Below are 24,005 nucleotides of genomic sequence, written 5' to 3'. Positions count from 1 at the left end.
TTTGTGCAAATGATTAACAGATCATTCATCCAGGGTGCTGATTTGATCTTGTCAGTACCGGTACAACTGGGTGCGCAACAATATCGAATTCATTCCCAGCTACGGCTCCATCCAGGGCGCCGACAACATTCTGCAGCTTAGCAAGAGCAGCGTCTTCAACACTGCCAGCCCGCTGCGCGCCGCCAATATCCTCGTGCTGCAGGAGATCCGGCTGGCTGTATTAGCAGGTAAGGTTGCTACGGCACATGAACTACCGATCAACTTCAACAGTTGGATTGGTGAGGGATATCTTCTGATTGATCCACAGATTGGGGCAGGGGCTTATAAGATTTCGGGGGGAAGTAACGGTGGTGATCTTTTAAGCGCAATTGGAGCTTTACTCGGCCTTGCAGGTATTGCTGTCTCTATTGGGGAATTCCTTGAGGCACTAGTAGGATTAGGGACCCTCTTTGCAAAAATTAGGCCCGTTAGCCGTTCTCCTATCAGTAGTTGATGCGAAGCTTTCAGGCTGTGCTGCTGGTGCTAGTTTGGGGGTATTTGGTTTTTCGCTAGCAGCTTGGATCGGAATATTGGCATTGAGCTTCTACGCGTTACCGCTCCTAATTATATTGCTAGCCATTGTGGCAATCTCCCTGGTTCAATTTATTATTGTTTCTGCAATAAAAGAGGATTTTTGCGGTGCTTGAATTGTATGCTGGTTCTCGATGGATAATTTTGAGACTCTTGCTTCATATCACTTTTATATTGCCTATGATGTATCTGTGGTATGTAGTAGTTGGAAGTAAAATGTACGCGGGGATTTTTTGTTTTGGATTGTTTTTTGCATATATAGCTTTGATATGCGCTCAACTTAAAAAGCCATTACTCGCCCTTCATGATGATTTTTTAGAAGTTAATAATTTTTTTTACATGGGTAACAAGAGGGTTTCTTTGAGTAAAGTTAGATCAGTTAATGCCAGAAATAAATTTATAATTTTTCACTTTGACTCGGAGCGCATAGTGGTGAATTTATTTGGAATTTCTTCTGAAAAAATTCAAGAATGCATATTGAATTTGAGTAGAATTATTGAAAGTAGGTTAGGCATAACCGTTACTGGTAATCGATAATAACTTATAAGGATCTGATAAAGAGCAAAGTTTCATGTCTGGATCATTCTTTATCCAGTGTTGTGCGCAGAATAAGATATTTGATCATCTAATAGATGTAGGATGTTGATAGTGAAAATTTGTGCTCGCTGTGGCCACTCTGTAGGTTTTATCGACAGGTTCAAAGTGAACTTTGATAAAAAACCCATGTTGCCATGCTCTAATTGTGGGGCGGAACTTTTAAACAAAGACAAGCTGCTGTCTCATTCGATAGTCACCGGTATCATTGTTGTGGCATCTTTGTATCTGGGTGGATTATTGGATAGCGAATTGTTGGAATTCGTGGTGGCGGTAGGGATTCCGACCGTTTACTTTGTTGTTTTTTTACCTCTAAACACTAAGAGGTAGGATCGCTGACAATCGCCTCTCTGCAGGGGGTGATTGTCGACAGTCCTCCGCCGGAGCCCGACTTGATCCCTCATTGAGAGACCTCTCTACACTGGAAAAAATGCTATTCATATAAGCCAGTATTGGGGATGCCTGATGTCAGCTGCGAATGTCTACTTACGGCTTATGGCCAGCATCAAAATGAACTATGTCCCCGCAAATGATATTTTTTGAAAGCTTTCATCAAGCTCAAGAGATACAGAATTGTATCGAGCTGTTAAAGAGTTTGGCCGAATACTAAAAACACCCTAAGTTTAAGGTTCTCACAGTAGATCACCTGCGAGAGCCCGCTATCTTGCTAGAGGCTGTTTCATAACTTGAAATCGACTATTCTCACGCAATTACATAGAAAAAGTCCAGTAACAGTGAGTCGATTCAAGTCAGAGTGAACCAATGATTAATAGAAATTGATCGAACCTTGTCTTCCTGAGTTAAAACAAGGAAAGGGAGGCCCACAAAACCCATTGATAACCGAGTTTGTTTTGAAGGTGTCCTGTGGGTTTTGCGTTCTGGAGCGCGATGGAAAGATCTTCCTTCACACTATCCATCACCGAGTACATGCTGGAGAAGGCTTCAATTTTGGGAAGAGCAAGGAGCTTGGTTACAGGCATGGAGAAGATTTCTGGAGCTGTTGAATCAGCAGTCTTTGCTTAACTGGGAGGAGGTTTTTTCTGATGGCAGCTTTGCACCAGCAAAAAAAGTGGCTTCGAAATAGGGAAAATCAAGCGGGGCAAGGGTTCAACGTGGATGGTGGTGGTCGATGGCGAAGGTATTCCACTGGGAGGCACCATTACTTCGGCCTCACCAGCAGAAGTGAAGTTATTACACCAATTACTTGATGTTACGTATAAAAATACGAAGATTCATCGCTTAGTTTATGATAAAGCGGCGGACTCGGATCCTCTTAGAGATAGCCTGTTGAGTCGTGGAATCGACCTTATCTGTACACACAGGAGAAATAAGAAAAAAGTCTCGAGGCAGGATGGCAGAAAGCTCAGAAGGTACGCTCGTTGTTGGAAAGTTGAGCGGACTTTTGCTTGGCTAGGAAATTACCGCCGTTTGATTGTTAAATGGGAGCGATACTTTTTCACTTATAGTGTTTTTTTCTATATTGCATGCATGTTAATTACGTTAAAGAAGTTATGAACTAGCTTCTGGTAAAGTGAATACCATTTCAAGCTCTCCTTGCTATGCCTGGTTCTTAGTGGAGTCGCAGTTTAGGGGCTTTTTAAGCCCCTCTATTTCTGGCGGGACTAAATACTACCGCGCATTTGGGAAACGGTAGCATTGGCATTACGCATTCTTGCCGCTTGTGCCACTTCTTTATCTACAACGGTCTTACCTATCGGAGATAAAGAAATACCGGCTAGCTTCAGGTGTTGAATGCCAAAGGGAATACCAATGATGGTGATAAAACAGGCAATTGCATGAACCAAATGACCAATTGCCAGCCAGATTCCAGCGAATAGGAACCAGATGATATTGCCTATCAAACCGAACCCGCTGGTACCTATGTCCTCATTTAAGGTGAGCTCCTTGCGGGAAATGGCTTCACGCCCAAAGGGAAAGAATGAGAGTTTTCCCATTACAAAACAGGCCCTTCCCCATGGAATCCCGACAATGCTGATAAAGGCAATTAGAGCAAAAAACCACCAACAAAGACCCATAAAGATCCCGCCGAGAATAAACCACAAAAAATTACCCAGGGTGCGCACACCAATCTCCTCTTAAGTTATTGTTGGGAACTGATAAAGCTGGTATTCAGGTACCAAGATGAGGGTCTTGCCCAGTTACCCCTAGCCAGCAGTTACTGGAAAGACGATATCAGCTCCCTTTGATAGACCCATACAGCTTTGACGTGGCACGGGGCTTCTTTAGATGCATTAGGGCAAAAATTTTAATAAACCACAATAGCTGATACTAATGAGTCAGCTCAATTGGTTGACTTATTGAGTTGATATTACTGAGAGGAGTGTCCCATACCACTAGGGTTTATCTTTTTGAACTTACGGTATAAGTTCGTTTACCGGCGCATTGATATTAAGTAAACGTTTACACTGATCTTTGCCAAGGACAGGGAGTGAATTATCTAAAAGTCCCATTTGTTTGAGTACGGTGGCTTGATCCCAGTAGATATGTTCCGAGCTGATTTTATCGCCTTCAAAGTCGATTACTGCAACATGGGGAACAGACAGTTTCTTTCCCGTGGCTTCGATGCCTGGAGCGAACCAGTCCATACGCAGGGAGTGCGTTAAATGCAGGATAAATTCATCGATAACTCTGCACTTCCCTACTGTACGAGTCAGCAACTCCAGATTAGCGTCTGCGGGCATCTGCGGAATAAAAATATCCCGATAGAAGCGCCTCAGAGGTTCTTTTCCGGTTGCTCCTGTGTTTACCGGAACATGAATTAATACTGGGTTTTCGGTCATAGTGGCAATGGCGGCATCAGCATCCTTTAGTTCAAACTCGGCAGCTGTGTGGGTTTCCCAGACCGAAACAAGTCGCTCCTCGTGTTCACTCATATCTATTAACGCTCCTTAGTCCAAAAGGGGATAGATACCAATGGCATTAAGATCATCTCAATGGAACTTTACCCTATATCGACATTAATAAAATGGTCGAGAATAGGATTTTTCTGCCATCGGTACTCACAAGAATATATGCAATATAGATTGAAAAAATGAGGATATCGATGCGTCTTAATGTAGCTAATGAACGCTGCTGAAAATTAGCCAGAGATGGGGTAGATTTAAGTAAAGCAGGATTTGGTATTTATAGTCGGAGGGGAGAAGGGGCGCTTTACAGAGCTTAAAGCTTTTGACTAGCTTGTAAATTCACTATAAAGCGCGCAATGCCCTTAACCGCGCCAGTAGTTATTGGCGGCAGCTACTGTCTGGAAGTTGATGGCAACTACCTGGGAAGAGGCGATCAAGCTATCTGCATTTTCTTCGTAGGAAGCTCTCAACTTGCCTCTTACTTCATCCGAAGGTTGGGTGTATTTCACTCCCATTCTGGACAGCTTCATGGCCAACTCAAAACCCTGTTGAGCATTTTCGGTAATTAAACTTTCTAACCACATGTGTGACATGAACTTCCCTCTCTTGTGTATGAAATCTGTGGTGGGTTAAATATACGCTTTTGACGCTAAAATTGAAGCTCCAGAATGTGAAGCCTTTCAATTTTATTAAGCCAGCACATGCTTACTGATATGTTGATTAAATTGGATAAGGTCAAAAGAACCTTTGATTTCAAACTTGACTTCGCCCACCTCACTGAGATAAACCACTATTTCACAATCCAGGTCAAAGGTTCCTGAACTCTCGACAGAAAATGCCTGGATTTTACTGTAGGGCAGTGAGGTGTAATCGACCTTGGAACCTGTTATTCCCTGGACATTGGCTGCGATAATCCTCTTGTTAGTAAAAACCACCTGGTCCCGAATGGTTTTGAAGCCTGCGAAAATAGCCTCTCCTTCAATCAAGAACTTATTGAAGTCATCCCTAGCTTCGGAGATCTCAATAGGCTTGAGTTTGAATATGGGTGAACTCTTAAAATCGATCATAACGCTTCCATGTGAATTATTCTTACGCTCACCCATTGTATAGATGATCCGCTTTTTTAATAGTGAAAAATTTCTTGCTTGTTGAGTGGTCAGCTGGATTTTTGTCCTTACTAACAAATCAGGAAAGCCGCAGTCCTCACCTTGGGCTGCTAGTCTCTACACACTTTAAGTTTCTGTATTTTTTCTGGAGCTAGTTTTTAATCACTAAAGCCTGTAAAAACAGCTGCACAGCCGGGTGCTCCGCTGCGCTCCTTTTAAAAGTTGCCGCATTCTGGATTCGGTAGTGAAAGCGTTCGGCCATTAGTGGCTTTAGCTTGCCAGTTTCCACATATTTTTGTGCGAGGTAATCAGGCAGAAATCCAACAAAGCAGCCGGACAGAATCATCGAGAGCCGAGCGGCCATATGATTGGCGGTGGATCGTTTTGGGAAGAGGCGGTATAGATGCGCTGCGCCGGACAGCACGGCGTGACTGGGTGCGGCCAGCTCCTGCTGAGTAAGTAATTCCTCGCTGACCTGGTCGGCCTGGGCACAGGGGTGTTGGGCGCCACAATAGAGCGTGGATTGGTGTTGAAACAGCGGCTGGTATTCCAGGCCTGGCCGGTGTGAGTGCAGGGGGTTGATACCGACATCAGCGCGGCCGGCGAGTATTTCCAGTTCCAGTTCCTGCGGAGCGGCAAGTTGTACTTCCAGGTGCAGCTGGGGAGCTTGCTGGCGCAGATGGGCAATAGTTGCCGGCAGGTTGAGCTGTGGTATCTCCAACAAATCGTCGGGCATCACCAGACGCAGGGTCCCGGTAAGGTGAGACTGAATGGCATTTACCTGGCTTTTAAAGGCTTCCAGGTGGCCATCCAATTCGAGAATGGCCTGGTAAAGGGATTCCCCCTCAGGCGTCAGTTTAAAGTCGGCACGGCCGCGGGAGCGCAGGCACAGCTGCATACCCAGCCGGGTTTCCAGGTCCGAGATATGTACGCTAATGGTGGAGCGGCCAATATTGAGTGCCACCTCGGCAGGGGCTAGGCCGCCAGCGCGCACTACCTCACGAAAAACCCGCAGCAAACGCAGGTCTATGTCACTGAGACGCCCTCCTAAGGCGCTTTTTGTTTTGCCCATTTACCAACTTACCCCGTGTTTTCTGAGTTTGTTTGCCGTAGCGTATCCACTGCCTACGGAGGGAGGGCTGGGTGGTCAAAGCCACTTCACGCTTAAGTTTGATAAATATAAACTTTAGTTCGAGAAATACTACTATTCTCCCCGGGCTGCTGCGGCCAGAATCGTCGCAATACCATTAATAACACTAAATTATCAGGAGTTTTCCGGTGAAACTGGCGAATCCAAACCTGTTGAAGTCTCAGAACTATATCAATGGAGAGTGGCGGGATGCCGCGGGCACTGCAGAGGTGCGCGATCCGGCCAATGGCGAAGTACTGGGCTTAGTGGCCGATGGTTCAGCGGCGGATGCAGAGGCGGCGGTAGCCGCAGCCAGCGCGGCTTTCCCGGAGTGGAGCCGCCGCACTGCCGGTGAACGTGCCGCTATTCTCAAGCGCTGGTACCAGCTGATTGTGGACAACAGTGATGATTTGGCGCGTATTCTCACTTTGGAGCAGGGCAAGCCGCTGGCGGAAGCCAAGGGTGAGATTATCTACGGCGCTTCTTTTATCGAATGGTTCGCCGAGGAGTGCCGCCGCGCCTACGGCCAGACGATTCCCACTCACAATCCGGCGATGCGCCTGAGCACCATCCGCCAGCCGGTGGGTGTGGTGACCTGCATTACCCCGTGGAATTTCCCCAACGCCATGATCACCCGCAAGGCGGCACCGGCGCTGGCAGCCGGCTGCACCGTGGTGATCAAGCCAGCGCTGGAGACCCCGTTGTCCGCATTGGCGCTGTGCCAGCTGGCAGAAGAGGCCGGACTGCCCAAGGGCACCATCAATGTGGTGACCGGTAGTGATTCACCGGGCATCGGCAAGGTACTGACCCAGGACCCGCGCGTAGCCAAGTTTACCTTCACCGGCTCTACCGCCGTGGGCAAACTGCTGATGGCACAGTGCGCCAGCACCGTGAAGAAGATGTCCATGGAACTGGGCGGCAACGCGCCCTTTATCGTATTCGACGATGCGGATATGGAGACGGCGGTACAGGCCTGCGTGGCGACCAAGTTCCGCAATGCCGGCCAGGTATGTGTGGCCACCAACCGCATTTATGTGCACGAGTCGGTACACGATGAGTTTGTGGAAAAGCTGCGTGCCGAAGTGGCCGCGCTGAAAATCGGCCATGGCACTGAAGAGGGTGTCAGCATGGGGCCGATGATTTATCGCCGTGCGGTGGATCGGGTACAGGACCTGGTACAGGATGCGGTAGAAGCCGGGGCGAAAATCGAGATTGGCGGTGAGCAGCTGCCCAATGGAGAAAACTATTTTGCGCCCACCCTACTGACCGGCGTCACGGATGCTATGCGTGTGGCTCAGGAGGAGAACTTTGGTCCCATCGCCGCGGTACAGAAGTTTACCGATGAAGCCGATGTGATCCGCCGTGCCAACGACACCCCTTACGGTTTGGCCGCCTATGTCATGAGCGAGAATATTCGCCGCGCGAACCGTGTGGTGGAAGCGCTGGAATACGGCATGATCGCCTGTAACACCGGGGTTTTCTCTACCACCGTGGCGCCCTTTGGCGGGAACAAAGAATCTGGCATTGGCCGCGAGGGCGGTGTCGAGGGCATGGCCGAATTCTACGAGACCAAATACTGCTGCTTCGGAGCCTGATTTTTCGTTTCGAACGGCAGTGCTGCGCGCTTGTCTGAGAGCACAAGCGCCTGAACAAATTCGCGGGAGTCTCTGGCTCCCCTTTGCAAATATTTTGAAGTTTCAGGGAACTTGCGGAGATACAGTTTATGTCTGAAATGCCAACTAACGCTTTCTGGATGCCCTTTACCCCCAACCGCACCTTTAAATCCGCCCCGCGGATTGTGGAGAGCGCCGAGGGTATCTACCTCACCGAAAAAGGTGGTCGCCAAATTATCGATGCCACCGCCGGCCTCTGGTGTAGCAATGCCGGTCACGGTCGCACAGAAATTGCCGAAGCGATTTACCAGCAGGCGAAAACCCTGGATTACAGCTCCATCTTTAATTTTGGCCACGAGTTAGGCTTCGAATACTCCGAGCGTCTGGTTAAGCACACTCCCGATGGCCTGAACCATGTATTTTTCGGTAACTCCGGTTCAGAGGCGGTGGAAACTGCACTGAAAATTGCCCTGCAATACCAGCGTGCACGTGGCAAGGGCACTCGCACCATGTTTATCGGTCGCGAAAAGGGCTATCACGGCGTGAACTTCGGTGGTATTTCTGTGGGCGGTATCGCCCCCAATTACCAGGGCTTTGGCCAGCCGGTGAAAGCCAATCATATGCGTCACACTCTGGATATCGAGCGCAACGCCTTTAGTCGCGGCTTGCCGGAGCACGGTGTGGAATTGGCGGAAGATCTGGAGCGCCTGGTGGCTTTCCACGGTGCGGATCAAATTGCTGCGGTCATTGTCGAGCCGTTTGCCGGTGCCGGTGGTGTAGTACTGCCACCCAAAGGCTACCTGAAGCGCCTGCGCGAGATCTGTGACAAGCACGATCTGCTGCTGATTTTTGATGAAGTGATTTCCGGCTGGGGCCGTACCGGTTCCGCCTTTGCCTCCATCGAGTTCGATGTCACTCCGGATATGATCACCTCTGCCAAGGGTATTACCAATGCGGCGGTGCCTTTGAGCGCGGTGTTTGTAAAAGACGAAATCCACAACACCATTATGAATGCGGCCTCAGAAGGTATGGTGGAATTTTTCCACGGCTATACCTATTCCGCACACCCGGTGGCCTGTGCCGCGGGTATGGCAACTCTGGATATTTACGAGCGCGAGGGCCTGCTCACCCGTGCTTCCGGTGAGATCGGCCAACACTGGGAGAACGCCTTGCACAGCCTGGCCGACCTGGACAATGTGATCGATGTGCGCAACTACGGCTTGGTTGGTGCTATCGAGCTGCGCGCCCCTGAAAACCTCAAAGGCAAGTTCGGTGGCAAGGCTTCCGGGATGACTTGGGAGGCCGGTGTCATGGCGCGTGGTATCGGTGATGCCCTGTGTATGTCTCCACCGCTGATTATCGAAAAGCACGAAATCGATGCGATTGTGGATAAGCTGCGCGGCGTGATCAGCGAGCTGGCTTAATTCGTACCCTCTGCCGGCAGCTTTATAGCTGCCGGTATTCTCGCTGTTTTTCACTTTGATTTTTTCTGTTTTTCTCGCCTTTAATAGCCCCGTGAACTTTTCCAAGCCCTACACATTGAACCTTTACACAACCCCGCCTTTTAATTTTTCTACTCTCCAGGTTTTTGCGCTTTCTGCGTCTTTTTGTCGGTTACGGCTACACTGGAATTAGCGGCCTGCGGCGCGATCACAGTCTTTGCAGAGTCGACTATTTGGTCGCGCTCGTGGGCCGCCTCTCCCGTAATTTGTTGTTTATCCTGGAAAATACTTACTGAGCTGGAAGTCTGCCCAATCTGGCGCTTAACTTAATGGAGATCTGTAACTCGGGGACTGCTTATGTCCACTGATATCTCCCCCCTCCCCACCGGCCCTATATTGAAGGTGCTCTCCGCCAACTGGTGGCTGCTGTTATTGCGCGGCGTAATCGCGGTGATCTTCGGTGTGCTGACATTTATTTGGCCGGGGCTGTCACTGCTCACCCTGGTTTTTCTCTTTGGTATTTACGCTCTGCTCGATGGTATTTTTTCTCTGGTTGCAGCGGTTATGGGGCGTCATGCGAGCACGCCTCTATGGTGGCTGATCGTGTCTGGCCTGATCAGCCTGGCCGCGGGTATCGTGACTTTTATGTTTCCCCAGGTAACCGCGCTGGTACTGGTGATTTTTATCGGCGCCTGGGCGTTGGTACGGGGGATTTTTGAGATTGTCGGGGCGATCCGACTGCGCAAGGAAATTGACAACGAGTGGTTGTTGATCGCGATTGGTGTGCTCTCGGTAATTTTTGGCCTGGCAATACTGGTCAGCCCCGGAGCGGGTGCCCTGGCATTGGTGTGGGTGATTGGGGCCTATGCCATTATCTTTGGACTTCCTATGATCTGGCTGGCATTTCGCCTGCGCAAACACAATAACGGTGAGACCTAAAGGCTGGGGCCTGCTGCTAGGGTCCGGTGCAATACCTAAATATCTGCACTGGTTATTGGCAGAGAGGTTTTAAGCGTGCAGGGTAGGAAAATATTCTTACCCTGCACGACAGAGAGAAAAAATAATGGTTTTATTGTTTTGCCAGATCTACCGACTTTGGCAGAGCTTCCATCAGCGACTGACCTTTTTCCTGCAGTGCCATACACAAATGAATGCGCTCTTCGGTCTGCGCCAGGCTGCGCTGGTAGCCGGGTGTCAGTTTGCCGTGCTGGGCGAACAGCTGTTGCAATTCATCCAGTCGCTTTTCATCGCAGAAGGCGTTGGCGAATGCGGGCGTATGGCGGCGGATCTGTGCCGGAATTTTATCCACGACTTGCACAAAGTTATCCCGTAGCCAGGCCCAGTGTTGCTCCTGCACCAGCGGCTGCGCCAGGGCATAGCGAATCAGTGCAAAAGATTCCCGCGGACCCATCTGTTCGCTGAGTGCTAACTTCTGGATAGTCTCTATTTGCTTGGGGCTATTACTGCTGCCGATGGCGTTGGCACTGGCGTTTTCAAAACGGGGATCATCCAGCTCGGTGCGCACTTTAATCAGGTGCGTGAGGAAACCCTGACCGGCATCCTGGATAGCCACGATCAGTGCAGCTTCGTAAAGATCCGAATTCAATGCCTGGGGATCGCGCCCGGTTTTATAGCCGGTAAAAGCAATCGCCTTCTCCATTAACTGTTTGCGTGTATCCGGGTCTTCCGCCACCAGTGCCATAAAACCGAGCAGGGCGCTGTGCAGCATTTGCTGGTCGGCATCTTCGCTGCCAGCACTGTTGCTCAAGAGCGGCAGGTACAGGTTCTGGGCAAAGTTTAGGAAGGCCAAGCGCTGGGCACCGTTCAGATAATTATCGCGGTACTTGCGCAGGTAACTCAGGGGCATGGCAATTACCTGGCGCTTGTCTGCCTTGGCAGATTGGCGCACGACATCGAGTAACCGAGGAGCGGATAGCTTACCGGCTTCGAAGGCGGCGAAGGCGCTGTCGATAATCGAGAGTTGCTCCGTAGGGGTCAACTGGGTAAAGCGTTCGGTAAGGGCCTGCCATTGGGGCTCCGGCAGGTTCCAGCGGTAGTAGCCGCTGCCCTGGGCATTGGGCATTACCCAGCTGGGGCAACTGCTCGAAGCAATCTCCAGGGTTTCCTCTTTACCGGTCAGGATCTGGCACTGCTGTGTACCGCTATCGCTGCTAAAGCAAAAGGGGATGCTCCACTGCTGGCCAGTTGCGGCAATAGGGGAGCCGAGGGGCTTATAGCGGCTCTGGGTGATATGCAGTTTGGTCTTGGCCGGATCGCTGCAGTCCAGGGCCAGCTCCAGTTGCGGCACACCTTTTTGCTCGACAAAGCTGCGGAAAGTTTCCGTTAATTCCGGGGTATTGGTTTCCTCGCCGATCACTTTGTAGAAAGAGGGGGAGTCCGCCTCGCCGCCGCTGAAGGCTTCCAGGTAGCGCCCCAGGGCTGGGCGGAAGCGCTCGGCACCGAAGTAGTTATCCACCATATTGATGACGCCCAGACTCTTGGAATAGGTGATGGAGTCGTAGGCGTTGCGGATATTGTTGTTGTCGCTCACCGGCTCGCGAATGGCGCGGGTGCTGGCGAGGGAGTCCAGTTGCATGGCGCCGATGGCGTAAGTGGCGGCGTTCAGGTCGTGGCCGCCTTCGGGCTCCATGATACGCAGCGCCAACGGCTCACCCCAGGTGGCGAAGCCCTCTTTGAGCCAAAGGTCGTCCCACCAGGGTGGCGTTACCTGGTTGCCAAACCACATATGGGCGATTTCATGGGCGTGTACTTCCACCAAAGCCAGACGCGCGCCGGGTGCGGGGTTATCGCCCACCAGGATGCGTTGCTCGCGATAGGTAATGGCTGCAGACAGCTCGGTGGCACCACTGGGCCACTGGGGGGCGGCGATAATATCCAGTTTCTTGAAGGGGTAGGGGCGCTGTAATTGATTCTCGAAGGTCTCCACCATTTTGGGGGTGATATCGAGAATGTAATTCATATCGCCGCCGCGGCCCTGACGCGCAAAACCGCGTAAAGGGATCGGCTCACTGCGATACTTGCTCGGTGGAATAGCTGCGCGCTCAACCACATCGAAGGGGCCCACCGATAAAGACAGCAGATAAGTGGACATGGGCGGAGTGGTGGCAAAAGTCACTTTCTCCATGCCGCCCGGCACAACCTCGCGTTTTAGTTCCGGCCCATTGCTGATGGCGGTGTAGCCTTCGGGCACGGTGAGGCTGATGGAGAATGGCGCCTTGAGGCCGGGCTCGTCGAAGCCCGGCAGGTATTTACGCGCTTGGATGGACTCAGATTTGGCCAGGGCATAGGCATTGCCCTGCTCTTCCACTTTGAACAGACCGGCTAGGTTGCGATCGAAATCGGCGGCGTAATCCAGCTGCAGGGTGAAGCTGCCGGCCGGCAGCGTCTCGTCGAACTCGACTATGGCGACGCCGCTGTCGAGGACCTCGCGGTAGCTGGCTTGCACCTCACGCCCGTCTGCCAGTTGCGCAGTGGCTTTGGTTACCGACAGGTTCTTACCGTGCAACCAGATATGGTTGCTGGCCTGGGTCATCTGAATGTCGATAGCGACACGGCCATTGAAAGTATCTTTGCGAGGATCGAGGGTCAGATCCAGACGATAGGCGCTGGGCTCTACACCCTGGGGGAGTTTGCCCTCTGGGGCTTCCCTGATATCCAGGACCGCCATTTGCGTGCTGGATTCCTGGTCGATCTTCTGCGGGGCCTTTTCCGCCGGGTTACACCCGGCGACTGCTACTGATAACAGCGCCGCGCTCAGCAGGGCGAGCGGTATCTTCATGTTCATAGAGCGATGGGGTACTTGGCCAAAAAAAGGCCATTGTAACGCTTTGACGGAAAAATACGCGGGTCAGGCCAGCGGAAGGGGGGAGATGAGCTCGATGGGAAGGCCACGCCCGGCACCAGGGCCGGGCGTGGAGTTGCTGGGAAAATTTACAGGTGCGGCACGGTCAAGCTGGAAACCTTGCTGCTGCTGTAGGGCACTTCAATGGTGTAGTTGGTGTTATCGGGTTTCTGATAAATCAGGCCCTGGGTATCGATAGCCAGAACCACCCGGTGTCCTGGGGGGACATCGTAGCTGGTGGTGAACAGCTCCAAGTCAAACTTCTGCATCTGCCCGGATTGGTCGCTGTGCAGGGTGATGGGGGCATGGGTGATCAAGCGGCCGAGCCCCAGTGGGCCCACATCGTAGAGGTGCGCATTCAGTTGCACTTCCTTTTTACTCGGTTTCACCCACATCTCGAGTTGCGGCTCGCCGCGAATCTTCAGGGTTTCCCACTGAACGGGTGATTTGTATTCGATGGCGAAGTAGCCGTTGATGGCCAGCATGGGGGTGTACACCGGGATACCGAAGCCCTCCAAAGCGTCGGATATCAATGGGATACCGGTGCCGGCAAAGGTGTCCGCGCCGCCATGGAATTCGTTGCGCCAGCTCCAGCCACTGTACTTGCTGCCTTTCATGCTGCCGTTATCGAACATGGTGAAGCGTGGGCGCAGGTACCAGGTGGTGCTTTCCTGAGTTACCGGATAATCCTCAAAGTGCTCCAGCTTGTTGCTGATACGCACGGTCATATCCACTTTGGGTTCACGGTCGATGCCGTTATCTGCCCCTTTCAGGTGGTGATCGAACCAGCGGAAAGTGGTGGTCCAAATATGCCCGTAATTACCGGTGAGTGTTTCGGTAATGGCGTGAGTGCCGGGGTTCAGCAGCAACTTCTTGGGCCCTTCCAGCAGGGAGTAGAAGTCGGTCATGCTGTTGGGTTTGAAGAGGTAGTCGGCAAAATTATTCGACAGCAACACAGCAGTGCCATTCGCATTCAGCTCGTCCACATAACTGACGGCGGAGCGCTTGGCGGCAAACTCGATCACCGACTCCATATTTTGGCCGTTGCGCAGGTCGCTCCACAGATGCGTAAGCTCTGCCTCCTTGCGGAAGGCGGTGCCCACCAGCAGACCGCCCCAAACCAGGTTGACCGTTTCATTGGGGTAGAGCGCCTCAACCACATCCGCCCAACCGGACATAGCGGCCACGGCATCGACACGGGGATGTTGGGCGGCACTTAACAGCGAAATACCAGCGCCGTAAGAAATTCCGGCCATGCCCAGCTTGCCCACGGGATAGTTGGCTTCGAGCCAATCGATGAGTACACCCACATCGGCAATACTATTGGCCCCGGCCACATCCACCAGACCGCCGGAAAAACCAAAGCCCCGCGTGGAGTAACTCAGGACCAGGTAGCCATTCTCCGCGAGTTCCTTGGCCTGGAAGTGGTACTGGTGTTTTTCCAAACCCCAGCTGTTAGTGAAAATAACCGTGGGATAGCCGCCTTCGGGGGGAGGAGTCTCAGGTACGAACAGGTTGGCATCTAACTGGGTACCATCAAAAGAGGGGATATCTACATCGGCGATATATTCTGGTGCCGACCAGGCATAGGCCGACATCATGGCGCCGCCAAGCAGCGCCAGTAGTGGTGCAGTTTTCATTTTTTTCTCTCATCAAAGTAAATTATTTTTATTTTTTTGACCCTGTGTAACACATTGGTCAACTGCGCAATATATAGAAGCCGGCCGCTTATTTGTATGCTGTTTCGGTAAAAAATGAGACGTTTGTCTCGTTGCCTGTCGCTGTCCCCATTAGGTTTTTATGTCGACTTTTTTAAAATCCCTTTGTCCAGCTGGTCACATAAAAATCGCCTAAAAAGTTCATTTCTTATTCATGTTGCTCTTTTTTTGATCAATAAAAACCGTTAGTGTGTGGCCTCTACGATTTGGCCACGGAGGGCTTCGGCAACAATGACTCGGTGGCCTGAACTATGGTTTCTCGCTCAGCTGTTTTCTTAGTACTTTTTTTCGGTTTTTTACTTTCTGCCAATGCCGCCCCCCGCTATCTCGGCGAGGAGATCTGGTATCAGGTAGACAGCAAGAACTTCCAGGTTATTACCGATGGTGATCCCAGTGCGGTAAAAACCCTAGTGGCCGACCTGGAGCGCTATCGCGCCGTAGCCATAGAGCTGTTGGAAGTTGATCCCAATGTTCCCAAGCTCACGATTTATGCAGCCGGAGACCGCGATACCTATGCGGGCCTGGTTGGGGCCGAACTGGCCGATATGACGAACGGCCTGTTTGATACTTCAGCCGAGGGTAGCTACGCCCTGGTGAACCTGGATGGCCGCATTGTTAAAAAGCAGCTTAAGGCCCGTGAATTTCTCTTTCACGAATACACCCACTTCCTCAGCTATAACGGCAATACCACGCATTTTCCCTATTGGTACAGCGAGGGCTTTGCCGAATTTATGGCGACCATGTCCTTTCCTAAAAAGGGTCGCTATGAGTTAGGTGAAATACCCCAGGAACGCGCCCAGACATTGATGTACGCAGGGCTGATGCCTCTCGACCGGTTGCTTCGTGCAACGGTGTACGACACCGACCCCGAAGAGAAAGCGGATGTGTATGCCAGCGGTTGGCTGCTGTCCCACTGGCTGATGATGGAGGGCGACAAGGCAGAGGAATTTAAGCTGTTTGTTAAAGACTACAACGATGGTGCCGATCCGGTGAAATCACTGGAAAAAGCTCTGGGCATGTCGGTGAAGGAACTGGAAAAAGCGTATGTCGCCGCATTCGACTCGGGAGAGTATGAGGTGGTCAGTGGCGTCATTCCCCCTGAGTTTAAGGAAGTAACTCCCCAGGTGAAGCGCCTGCACAAGCGTGAGGCCGTTAATGTACTGGCGAACTTTATTGCCCAGTCCGGTTATAACCTGCAGGCGCTCGACGATCTGATTACCTATTCCTACCACACAGGGATATACAGCACTGAACTGGCTGCCATTAAGGCGAGTGCGGATTTGCGTGTAGGGAATTTCCCCCAGGCCAGTCACTTGCTCGCCAGTGTGCCGAAAAAGGATCGCCAACAACCCTGGTATCTGAATGCCCACGCCTGGCTAACGGTTAATCAACAGGCCACGGTACCTAACGACGCCCGCGATTTACGCAGTCTGAAAAGGGCCCGTGAGGAATTCGACTACCTGGTGAAGAGGGAACCGAAGAATGCCTCCCACTGGTTTGGATTGGCCATGGCCATGGAAATGCTGGGTTACCCCCGAGAAGAATATCTAGCCAAGCTGGAGGAGGCCTATAACCGCGCACCTCGAGAGCTGCATATTGCCCAGTGGCTGGCAGAAGAGTTGTACCAGCAGAAAAATGCGGAATACTTTGCACGGGTGGCAAAGCCGCTGATGTTCGAACTCCCGGATGAGGAGCAGAACCGAGAAATAAAAATGAGATTGGCGGAGCTACAGGGCAAACCTAAATCCAGCTAATAACCATAAGACGCTCGCAAAATAATAGAGGGGTTGTCACTTGCTGTAAGAGACAACCCATAGTCGCCAACGTATATTTGCCCGGCAATTTCCTTGCCGGGCTTTTTTATTGGTGGCGTGGAAACTGGTACGATTTATTTATACTGCGATCTAGGGCCTGTTAATCACTGACAATGAAAAAGATGACTCGCTATCGCTAGTATTGAAACCTGGTAAATGTTCGTCATTCGAGGAAAAGAGTATTAAAAGTCTCATAGACTAGTGCTGCACGGCTTGTGCATACCGATTAAGACCGGCGGCGGTAATTCTTTATGCCGCATTAACCTGATCCATAATTATTATGCAGGTTGATAACAATAAAAATTCGCTGAAAAAGGTTGAATTGTGCAAAAAATATTAATTACGGTAGCTTTTCTATTCGTTTCTCTTATTTTTTCGGTCAGTTGTGAAAAGCACGCCTCGCAGCAGGGGGAACCCGTGGAGGCACTCTCAGAAAATACTGAAGAGACTAAAAGCGCTTTCGTAAACTACCTAGAGCGCGGAGACTTCCCCGCATTACAAGAGCGCGGCATATTGCGCTTACTCGCGCCGAGAGGCCCTGAAGAGGATGCCCTGCCGCGTGGCGGCTTGCCGCAGGGGGAGTGGCGGCAGCTCGCCGAGAAGTTTGCCTTCAGCCGCAACCTGAGGCCTCAGTGGGTGTATGTGGATAACTTTGCGGCTCTGATTCCCGCCTTGAGAGAAGGTCGTGGCGATGTCATTGCGACTAACTTTTCCCGCACGCCCAATCGCCGCAGCCAAGTGGCGTTCACACGTCCACTGCAAGCCGTGAACGAATTACTCATCACTCTGCGGGATATGGATAAGCCACTACAAGAAGTGGCGGTGCGCCGCGGTAGTGCCTATGCCGAAACCCTCCAAGAGGATACCGGGCAGCCCTATAAAGTGACGCTGCTGGATGGGGCAGTAGCAAACAGTACGCTTTTAGCTGCTGTTGCCGCAGGGGAGTATCAGGCTACCGTCATGGATAGTAATTTGGCCGATGCGCTCCTACCCAATTACCCACAGCTCACAGCCAGCGATCAGTTGGAGTCCAGTAGAGATATCGCCTGGGCAGTGCGCCTTAATGCCACCGAGTTGAGGCGGGAGCTCAACGAATTCCTGACGGCTGAATTGGTATTAGCCGGTCAAAACTCCAGTAAGCCCGTCAGAGGTTGGGAAAACATTTTAGAGGGTGGCACACTGCGTGTGCTCACTCGCAACCATCCAGCCTCCTATTTTATCTGGCGTGGGGAGTTGATGGGCTTCGACTATGACCTGCTAAAAAAATTCGCCCGGGATCATAAGCTTCGCCTCAGTATGGTAGTGCCCGATGCGGATATGGATTTGACTGATGCCCTGCAGGCAGGTATGGGCGATATGATCGCTGCATCCCTTACCGTCACCGAAACACGTCGGCAACAGGGGTTGGTTTTTACACGGCCCTATCTCCAGGTGACTGAACAGGTGATTGCCCCGAGTACAGATATTTCCCTGCAGGGGGATGTCCCCTTAGAGCAAATGCTGTCGGGCAAAATGGTGGCTGTTAATCCACAGACCAGCTACCACGAAAGCCTTGCAGAAATGATGTTGCTACAGCGGGAGCGGGGAGTTGCTCCCATTCAGATATCCGAACAGCCAGGCGCTACCACAGAGTATTTAATTGACGCCGTTGCCCAGGGAATATTTCCCTATACCGTTGCAGATTCCCACCTGGTGGCGATCGAAAGCACTTATCGTGACGACTTTAGAGTCGTGGCAGAGTTGCCCAATACTAGAGAGATAGCTTGGGCTGTGCGTGCTGACCAAAGCCGCCTACTGGAACAATTAAATAATTTCTTGAACAAACACGATCGCGACCTTTTTTTTAATGTCACTTACAACAAATACTTCAAGGAAAAGAAACATATTCTACGTCATCAGGAAAACCGCCTGCGCAACAGTGATGCCCTTTCTCCCTATGATCCTATAGTGCATAAATACACGGATAAAACCGATCGAGACTGGCGTATGGTAGTTGCGCAGATGTATCAGGAGAGCCGGTTCAATCCCCGCGCTCGTTCCTTCTCTGGAGCCCAAGGCCTGATGCAGGTGCTGCCACGCACAGCCGGCCAACTGGGGGTAGAAAATCTCTATGAACCTGAAAACAGCATTCGTGCGGGGGTAGCCTATCTCGGTTGGCTGGACCAACGATTCCCCCAGAATATTTCCCTGGAACAAAAAATATACTTTACCCTGGCTGCCTATAATGCAGGACACGGCCATGTTCAAGACGCCAGGGCCCTTGCTCAACAGCTGGAGCTGAACCCCAATCAGTGGTTTGGCCATGTGGAACAGGCCATGCTGCTGTTATCCAAGCCGGAATACTACCGAAAAAGCCGTTTTGGCTACGTACGAGGACGTGAACCGGTTAAGTATGTGCGGGAGATTCGGGATCGATATATTGGTTATCTTGGTGTTGAGCGTAATGGATATCTTCAGAATGTAGAATGATATTGACCGTTTTCGAACGTTTAGACTCCAGCTGCTATCGCCTTAATTGCCAATTTCGAAACCTCAATGAATAAGATTATAAATTATTCCGGTGAACAGGCTGAGATAAGCCGTGAAATTTGATTACACTAGCGTCTATAGGGCTTTAACTGTCGGTCAAAAGAGAGGGCTCTCTTTTGACCATGCCCTAAACTCATTTTGGCAGCTTAGGAGTTATGGCTTCCAGTTCAATTTTATAAATGATGCGAGGGTCTCTTGTGGGCCGACTTTGGCTGCGCCTCCCATAATATAAATTGTATCTTCAATAGTCACAGCACCATGCCCATGGCGGGCCGTTGGAAGATCGCTCTCTTTGTTCCATTGATCACTAATGGGGTTGTATACCCAGACTGCGTTAAATGCAGTTCCTGTTTTCCAATAACCGTTGGGACCAAAGGCTTCACCACCGGTTACTATAATCTTTCCATTTAGCGGTGCAGCTGAAAGCCCAGCGAGTGCTTGTGGTAATGGTCGTATTTTTTCCCATTTATTTAGGCTAGGATCATAAACCTCCCCATAGGTTAAGTTTCTTGCCCTTTTAGTTGTATTACCAGCCTGGCGTCCACCAATGACATAAATCCTGTTGCCCATTGTTGTTCCGGATGCAGAATTTCTGTTGATCGTTGCTGGGGCGGCGGCTTCCCAATCAGTATTGTTAGTTAAAATATAATGATTATTTGAGTCAATGTTTCTCTGGTGGCTATTGGGTGTTTTCCCGCCGATAACATGGATACCTTTTGATGAATTGCTATAGATACCCTCGGCAATCGGGATAGGGAGAGAGGGGGCAGAAGTCCAGGCGTTATCATTTTTACTGAGCTTATAAACGGTAGACTTAGCTTGCCAGGCATTACTTTTTTGTCCATGAAAGCCACCAATACCATACAGGTATTTAGAGTTCGCTGCCATCCCCAGATGGTGTGTAGCTTTCGGAAGGGCTGGGCCGCTTCTCCAGGTATGAGTTTTTGGTGAAAATATATGGGTGCTGTCTGTAGGTGCGAGACCATAAAAAGTAGGCGTAGAGGATGGAATAAAGCCTCCGGAGATGTAAATCTCTCCGGCAAAAACTGAGGGGTATATTTCCTGTATCGGTATTTCAAGACTCGGCAGGTCTGTGAAAATTATATTCTGTTTATTTCTTTGTGTCTCAGCTCTGCTGCCAGTTCCACCCAGTAGCAGCGGTGACAAACCAGTAAGCTTTAAGAAACTTCTTCTTGAGTAGCATATTTTTTTGTAGGTTTTCATTGCTTAGATAATATTGTGTATTGACAGTAATTTAGAGTTTCTTTGTAAAGAATAGGCTATGTGGATCTTCACTATAATTGGCAAATGGCCTGCATGGTTCAAAGCCATATTGCTGGTAAAGTGCAATTGCTGGAGCAAAATGTTTACTGCTGCCGGTTTCTAATTTTACTTCTCGATACTTCCTTTTTTGGGCTTCACCTAGTATCGCTTTTAGCACGGCTCTAGCGATTCCCATGCGCAGGAAGCCCTGGCTAGTTTTCATGGATTTTATCTCTCCCAGAACAGGGGAGACTTCCTTGAGAGCCCCACAGCCTGCTAGAACGCCATTGACCCGCGCGCTCCAGAAAGTGATTGTGGGGTCAATTAATTTGTCTGGTTTTAAGGCGTGTACGCTTTCTGGAGGGGAATGCAGATACATTTGTTCTAAGTGGGATTTCAGTAGCTCAATAATAGCGCCATCTGAAAGATTATCTTTTTGAACCACTATGCTCATGGAGGAAATTCTTTTATTGCAAGCATTAATAATAGATATATTAACTAATTATTGCTGGCAATTTATAGGTTTTTTTCTTGGGGAGTGTATTGATACAAGAAAAGGGGCCGTTGGGCCCCTTTGGTCAGTCTTAGCTGTTGATGCTCTTCATATCTACATAAACACTTAGGTGATTAGGCTATGTTTGATTTGTCGAGTGTGAGCTCACCCCTTTTTCTGATCGAGCATAGCTTGCCCCATTTTTGTACAGCGCTCGCTTGTATAGCGATGGTTCTTTAATGCTTTCACCAGCATGGGTTTGAGCTGTTGTTTTTTTTCAAGTGCATCGCTAATTTGTTGGGCGCCCTCTTTTGAGCACATTAGGGGGAATATACGAGTGTAGGTGCTAATCAGTTCGGGAGAATCCTCATTATTAATTTTATCCAATTCGGAAAAAATGCGCTCGCTATTACTATAAAATAGCGGAAGTTGTTCATCGGTAAATAGGTTTGAAGTGGCCTTGCGAAGTTCACTTAATTTGAATTCGTCCCTATTGTGGATAAGGTTTTGAAGCCACTTTTCCTTAACTTCGGGTAGGGGCCTGATCGCCTCTGCCGCTATGGCATTGAGTTTGGCTCTATCTGAGTGATCTTTTCTCAACTCTTGAGTAATCGCTTGTTCATAATCGGCAAAGAGGTAGCGATTCTGCAGGCGGATTAATTCCCAGCGCATATCGGGATCGAGTTTCAAGCCATCAATCTCGTGTTCGCCCACTAATAATTGTTTTGCGTTATTCAGAGCTACCTTTGAGTGGGCCACTTCGGCAAAGAGTTCGAACCAGGTCTTTTGCTGATCACTAGCAGTTGAAGCTTGTTGTAACTGCTGCCAAGAAAATTCTTCTATGGCTTTTAGCAGTTTTTCACGGCGTTGGTCATCAATAGGTATCTGATTGAGATAACTATAAACATAGCTTAAATAGCGGCTATTGAGACGGATAGCATTGATATCCTGCTCGGCAGCGCCGTTACTAATTACAAAACTAATATATTCATCCAGTGGTAACTTTGCATCGTAGGCGCTGTCAAACAGGCTCTGCCACAACATTAATCGGGCAAAAGGCTGTTCAATCGCATTAATATGCAGAGCCATATTCTTTAGTGTCACCGAATCCAGATTCACTTTTACAAAGGCCCAGTCACTCTCGTTAGGATAGAGGATTTGTGGGCAGGGTAGGCCTTGGGCGTCCTCTACTTTAGTGGTTGCGCCTCTATAGAGTACCGGTAGGGTGGCGTAGCGCTTCATACCTTCCCCATCCATACGGTAGAAACCAAGCTGAGTGCGTTGTTCCCGTAGGGTAGGGTATTCTTCTGATGCAGTCTGTGTGAGGGTGAGGTTGGTAATTCGATCGTCGTCACACTGGAAGCTTGCCTCAATGGTGTTAAGGCCAGCTCGATAAAGCCATTGTTGTTGCCAGGTCTCAAGATTAACGCCGGCGGCTTTACCCAAGTGGCTTATAAAATCATCGAGTGTTGAGTTTTGGAAAGAGAGTTCTTTCAGGTAACGGCTAACGCCCTTACGAAATTCCTCTTTACCCAGATAGTAGGGTAACTGTTTCAGCACCGAGCCACCTTTACCGTAGGTGATACCATCAAAATTGGTAAAAGCTTCGTCAGTATTTTCCACTGGTAGCTGAATAGCGTGTGTGGTGGGCCTTTGATCGGAGTAGTAGGCCCATTGTTTAGTGCCGAGATAAAAATTTTCCCAGGTGTTGGTAAACTCACTATTTTCAGCCAAAGATAAGTTGGCCATATAAGTAGCGAAACTTTCATTCAGCCAAAGACCATCCCACCAGTCCATGGTAACCAAGTTACCAAACCACTGGTGTGCCAGCTCGTGAGCAATGACATTGGCCAAGCGCATTCGCTGAGCCTGGGTTTTTTCCCCTCGGGATACGTAGGAGTCATTAAAAGTGACTGACCCCACATTTTCCATGGCACCTGCATTGTAGTCAGGCACCAAAATTTGATCGTATTTTTTGAAGGGGTAGTCTATTTCAAAATATGGCTGGAAAAACTCAAAAGACTGTTTTGTAAATGTAAACCAATCTTCGGTTTTTACATACTCGGCCAGACTCTGGCGGGCCATCAGCCTTAGAGGAACACCATCTGCATTATCTTCCCAGATATGGAAGGGGCCTGCATGTAGGGAGAATATATAGGAGGAAAATTTTTGCGATTGCGGAAAGAACCAGTGTTTCTTTTCTCCCTGTTTCTCCACCCTGCCTTCCCGTTCTGCACTGATGACTACCCAATCTTTGGGGGCCGTAACATCCAGGGTATAGCGAGCTTTTAAGTTTGGTTGATCAAAATGTGGAAAAAGGCGGTTGGCATCATAGGGCTGAAAGTCGGTATACATATAGACTTTACCATCCCTCGGATCTTCGAAGCGGTGTAGTCCAGAGCCATTATTGGAATAGGGGTGTTGGTAGTTAATAGTAATCACGTGCTGCCGGTTTGGCAGGTGTTGTGAGGCAACAGCGATAAAGTAGCCATTATATTTGAAAGGTGTTTCCTTACCGTCCACTTTTAATGATTTAACGGTGCCGCCGGCAAAATCTATGGTAAGAGGTTGTTGCAGAATTTTTTCGAACTGGATGTCGGCGTGTACGGTGCCAGTAAAACTCTCACTGGTGCTATCCAGGTTGACACTCAGGCGATAATCAACTTGTGCGATTTGTTGTTTTCGCAGCCAGGAATATTCTTCGGAGAGCCCCGATGTTTCGGCTCTTTGTGGAGTTGCAATAGTATCGCCTTGAGACTGAACAGAGCTGGGCTCTTGGAGGCAGGCGGTTAGCATGGCCGTGCATAGTAGTGCGACGGCAAGGTTTGGAGTAGTTCGTTTACTGATTTTAATCATTGCATTCTCAAATTTTTGTTGCTTTTTTCGGTGTAACTATTTTGCATTTTTAACATTAATTCTGTTGTCCGACCTAAAAGTTTTGTCGATAGGGGAAAAAATGTAATTGTATTAGGGACTTAATTGATACAGGTATAGTAGTCAGAGTT

Annotated in this window: 18 protein-coding genes and 1 pseudogene; 9 read left to right on the top strand and 10 right to left on the bottom strand. The window is 49.9% G+C overall.

Translation table 11 applies throughout. The features are described 5' to 3' along the window. The first annotated feature begins 70 nt into the window (after nt 1-70). From FIU95_RS21385 to FIU95_RS18690, 4 genes and pseudogenes are all read left to right on the top strand, one after another. The gene (locus FIU95_RS21385) at nt 71-493 is read left to right on the top strand and encodes a hypothetical protein (RefSeq protein ID WP_216646283.1); all 423 of its coding nucleotides are present in this window, start codon (nt 71-73) and stop codon (nt 491-493) included. A gap of 725 nt (nt 494-1,218) precedes the next feature. Next, nucleotides 1,219-1,494, top strand: coding sequence for a hypothetical protein (locus FIU95_RS18700; protein ID WP_152455433.1), 276 nt, complete (start codon nt 1,219-1,221; stop codon nt 1,492-1,494). A gap of 502 nt (nt 1,495-1,996) precedes the next feature. Further along, nucleotides 1,997-2,248, top strand: a complete 252-nt coding sequence (locus FIU95_RS21835; protein ID WP_152456463.1) for a transposase — start codon at nt 1,997-1,999, stop codon at nt 2,246-2,248. Further along, a pseudogene (locus FIU95_RS18690) lies at nt 2,236-2,679 on the top strand (transposase); the annotation flags it as partial. The gene FIU95_RS21835 and the pseudogene FIU95_RS18690, both read left to right, overlap by 13 nt. Nucleotides 2,680-2,786: 107 nt before the next feature. Here FIU95_RS18690 and FIU95_RS18685 read toward each other — a convergent pair. The 5 genes from FIU95_RS18685 to FIU95_RS18665 form a co-directional block, all read right to left on the bottom strand. Continuing rightward, a complete protein-coding gene (locus tag FIU95_RS18685) occupies nt 2,787-3,248 on the bottom strand; it encodes a YccF domain-containing protein (protein WP_152455429.1) in 462 nt (153 codons plus the stop codon). Nucleotides 3,249-3,539: 291 nt separating this feature from the next. Continuing rightward, nucleotides 3,540-4,058: a nuclear transport factor 2 family protein gene (locus tag FIU95_RS18680; RefSeq protein WP_152455427.1), complete on the bottom strand. Its 519-nt coding sequence runs from the start codon at nt 4,056-4,058 to the stop codon at nt 3,540-3,542. Between the two features lie 335 nt (nt 4,059-4,393). Continuing rightward, a complete protein-coding gene (locus FIU95_RS18675; RefSeq protein WP_256366396.1) occupies nt 4,394-4,615 on the bottom strand; it encodes a hexameric tyrosine-coordinated heme protein in 222 nt (73 codons plus the stop codon). Between the two features lie 105 nt (nt 4,616-4,720). Then, on the bottom strand, nt 4,721-5,098 hold the full coding sequence (locus FIU95_RS18670; RefSeq protein ID WP_152455423.1) for a PH domain-containing protein: 378 nt from the start codon (nt 5,096-5,098) through the stop codon (nt 4,721-4,723). 190 nt (nt 5,099-5,288) lie between these two features. Continuing rightward, nucleotides 5,289-6,209, bottom strand: coding sequence for a LysR family transcriptional regulator (locus FIU95_RS18665; protein ID WP_152455421.1), 921 nt, complete (start codon nt 6,207-6,209; stop codon nt 5,289-5,291). Nucleotides 6,210-6,415: 206 nt separating this feature from the next. Here FIU95_RS18665 and FIU95_RS18660 point away from each other — a divergent pair, with 206 nt between their 5' ends. The 3 genes from FIU95_RS18660 to FIU95_RS18650 all read left to right on the top strand — a co-directional run bounded on the left by FIU95_RS18660 (nt 6,416) and on the right by FIU95_RS18650 (nt 10,260). Next, nucleotides 6,416-7,861: an NAD-dependent succinate-semialdehyde dehydrogenase gene (locus FIU95_RS18660; protein ID WP_152455419.1), complete on the top strand. Its 1,446-nt coding sequence runs from the start codon at nt 6,416-6,418 to the stop codon at nt 7,859-7,861. 128 nt (nt 7,862-7,989) lie between these two features. Next, the gene (locus tag FIU95_RS18655; protein WP_152455417.1) at nt 7,990-9,303 is read left to right on the top strand and encodes an aspartate aminotransferase family protein; all 1,314 of its coding nucleotides are present in this window, start codon (nt 7,990-7,992) and stop codon (nt 9,301-9,303) included. Between the two features lie 375 nt (nt 9,304-9,678). Then, on the top strand, nt 9,679-10,260 hold the full coding sequence (locus FIU95_RS18650) for an HdeD family acid-resistance protein (protein ID WP_152455415.1): 582 nt from the start codon (nt 9,679-9,681) through the stop codon (nt 10,258-10,260). Nucleotides 10,261-10,390: 130 nt separating this feature from the next. On the opposite strand, the gene FIU95_RS18645 is transcribed toward FIU95_RS18650, so the two are convergent. Further along, on the bottom strand, nt 10,391-13,126 hold the full coding sequence (locus FIU95_RS18645; protein ID WP_152455413.1) for a M1 family metallopeptidase: 2,736 nt from the start codon (nt 13,124-13,126) through the stop codon (nt 10,391-10,393). Nucleotides 13,127-13,272: 146 nt separating this feature from the next. Next, entirely contained in the window at nt 13,273-14,823 is a 1,551-nt protein-coding gene (locus FIU95_RS18640; protein ID WP_152455411.1) for an alpha/beta fold hydrolase, read from the bottom strand. Between the two features lie 329 nt (nt 14,824-15,152). Here FIU95_RS18640 and FIU95_RS18635 point away from each other — a divergent pair, with 329 nt between their 5' ends. Together FIU95_RS18635 and FIU95_RS18630 are read left to right on the top strand one after the other, a co-directional pair. Continuing rightward, nucleotides 15,153-16,655, top strand: coding sequence for a hypothetical protein (locus tag FIU95_RS18635; RefSeq protein ID WP_152455409.1), 1,503 nt, complete (start codon nt 15,153-15,155; stop codon nt 16,653-16,655). A 384-nt stretch (nt 16,656-17,039) separates the two neighbouring features. Next, nucleotides 17,040-19,184 (top strand): transporter substrate-binding domain-containing protein, encoded by a 2,145-nt coding sequence (locus FIU95_RS18630; RefSeq protein WP_216646282.1) that lies wholly within the window; start codon nt 17,040-17,042, stop codon nt 19,182-19,184. Between the two features lie 213 nt (nt 19,185-19,397). Here the strand turns inward: FIU95_RS18630 and FIU95_RS18625 are convergent, their stop codons facing one another. The 3 genes from FIU95_RS18625 to pepN all read right to left on the bottom strand — a co-directional run bounded on the left by FIU95_RS18625 (nt 19,398) and on the right by pepN (nt 23,856). Continuing rightward, entirely contained in the window at nt 19,398-20,468 is a 1,071-nt protein-coding gene (locus FIU95_RS18625; RefSeq protein ID WP_152455407.1) for a kelch repeat-containing protein, read from the bottom strand. 31 nt (nt 20,469-20,499) lie between these two features. Beyond that, a complete protein-coding gene (locus FIU95_RS18620) occupies nt 20,500-20,961 on the bottom strand; it encodes a GNAT family N-acetyltransferase (protein ID WP_172975457.1) in 462 nt (153 codons plus the stop codon). A gap of 204 nt (nt 20,962-21,165) precedes the next feature. Continuing rightward, nucleotides 21,166-23,856, bottom strand: coding sequence for an aminopeptidase N (pepN, locus tag FIU95_RS18615; RefSeq protein ID WP_152455405.1), 2,691 nt, complete (start codon nt 23,854-23,856; stop codon nt 21,166-21,168). Between the last annotated feature and the right edge of the window lie 149 nt (nt 23,857-24,005).

Source organism: Microbulbifer sp. THAF38, assembly GCF_009363535.1.
Lineage (GTDB): Bacteria > Pseudomonadota > Gammaproteobacteria > Pseudomonadales > Cellvibrionaceae > Microbulbifer.
Note: the sequence above shows the minus strand (reverse complement) of the source record. Positions and strands in the feature narration are given on the sequence as shown.

Bases quoted from the DNA above. Each gene is read 5' to 3' on its own strand.
- FIU95_RS18635 (WP_152455409.1), top strand. From the start codon at position 15,153: ATGGTTTCTCGCTCAGCTGTTTTCTTAGTACTTTTTTTCGGTTTTTTA.
- FIU95_RS18640 (WP_152455411.1), bottom strand. From the start codon at position 14,823: ATGAAAACTGCACCACTACTGGCGCTGCTTGGCGGCGCCATGATGTCG.
- FIU95_RS18680 (WP_152455427.1), bottom strand. From the start codon at position 4,058: ATGAGTGAACACGAGGAGCGACTTGTTTCGGTCTGGGAAACCCACACA.
- FIU95_RS18665 (WP_152455421.1), bottom strand. From the start codon at position 6,209: ATGGGCAAAACAAAAAGCGCCTTAGGAGGGCGTCTCAGTGACATAGAC.
- FIU95_RS18645 (WP_152455413.1), bottom strand. From the start codon at position 13,126: ATGAACATGAAGATACCGCTCGCCCTGCTGAGCGCGGCGCTGTTATCA.
- FIU95_RS18675 (WP_256366396.1), bottom strand. From the start codon at position 4,615: ATGTGGTTAGAAAGTTTAATTACCGAAAATGCTCAACAGGGTTTTGAG.
- FIU95_RS18670 (WP_152455423.1), bottom strand. From the start codon at position 5,098: ATGATCGATTTTAAGAGTTCACCCATATTCAAACTCAAGCCTATTGAG.
- pepN (WP_152455405.1), bottom strand. From the start codon at position 23,856: ATGATTAAAATCAGTAAACGAACTACTCCAAACCTTGCCGTCGCACTA.
- FIU95_RS18655 (WP_152455417.1), top strand. From the start codon at position 7,990: ATGTCTGAAATGCCAACTAACGCTTTCTGGATGCCCTTTACCCCCAAC.
- FIU95_RS18650 (WP_152455415.1), top strand. From the start codon at position 9,679: ATGTCCACTGATATCTCCCCCCTCCCCACCGGCCCTATATTGAAGGTG.
- FIU95_RS18625 (WP_152455407.1), bottom strand. From the start codon at position 20,468: ATGAAAACCTACAAAAAAATATGCTACTCAAGAAGAAGTTTCTTAAAG.
- FIU95_RS18620 (WP_172975457.1), bottom strand. From the start codon at position 20,961: ATGAGCATAGTGGTTCAAAAAGATAATCTTTCAGATGGCGCTATTATT.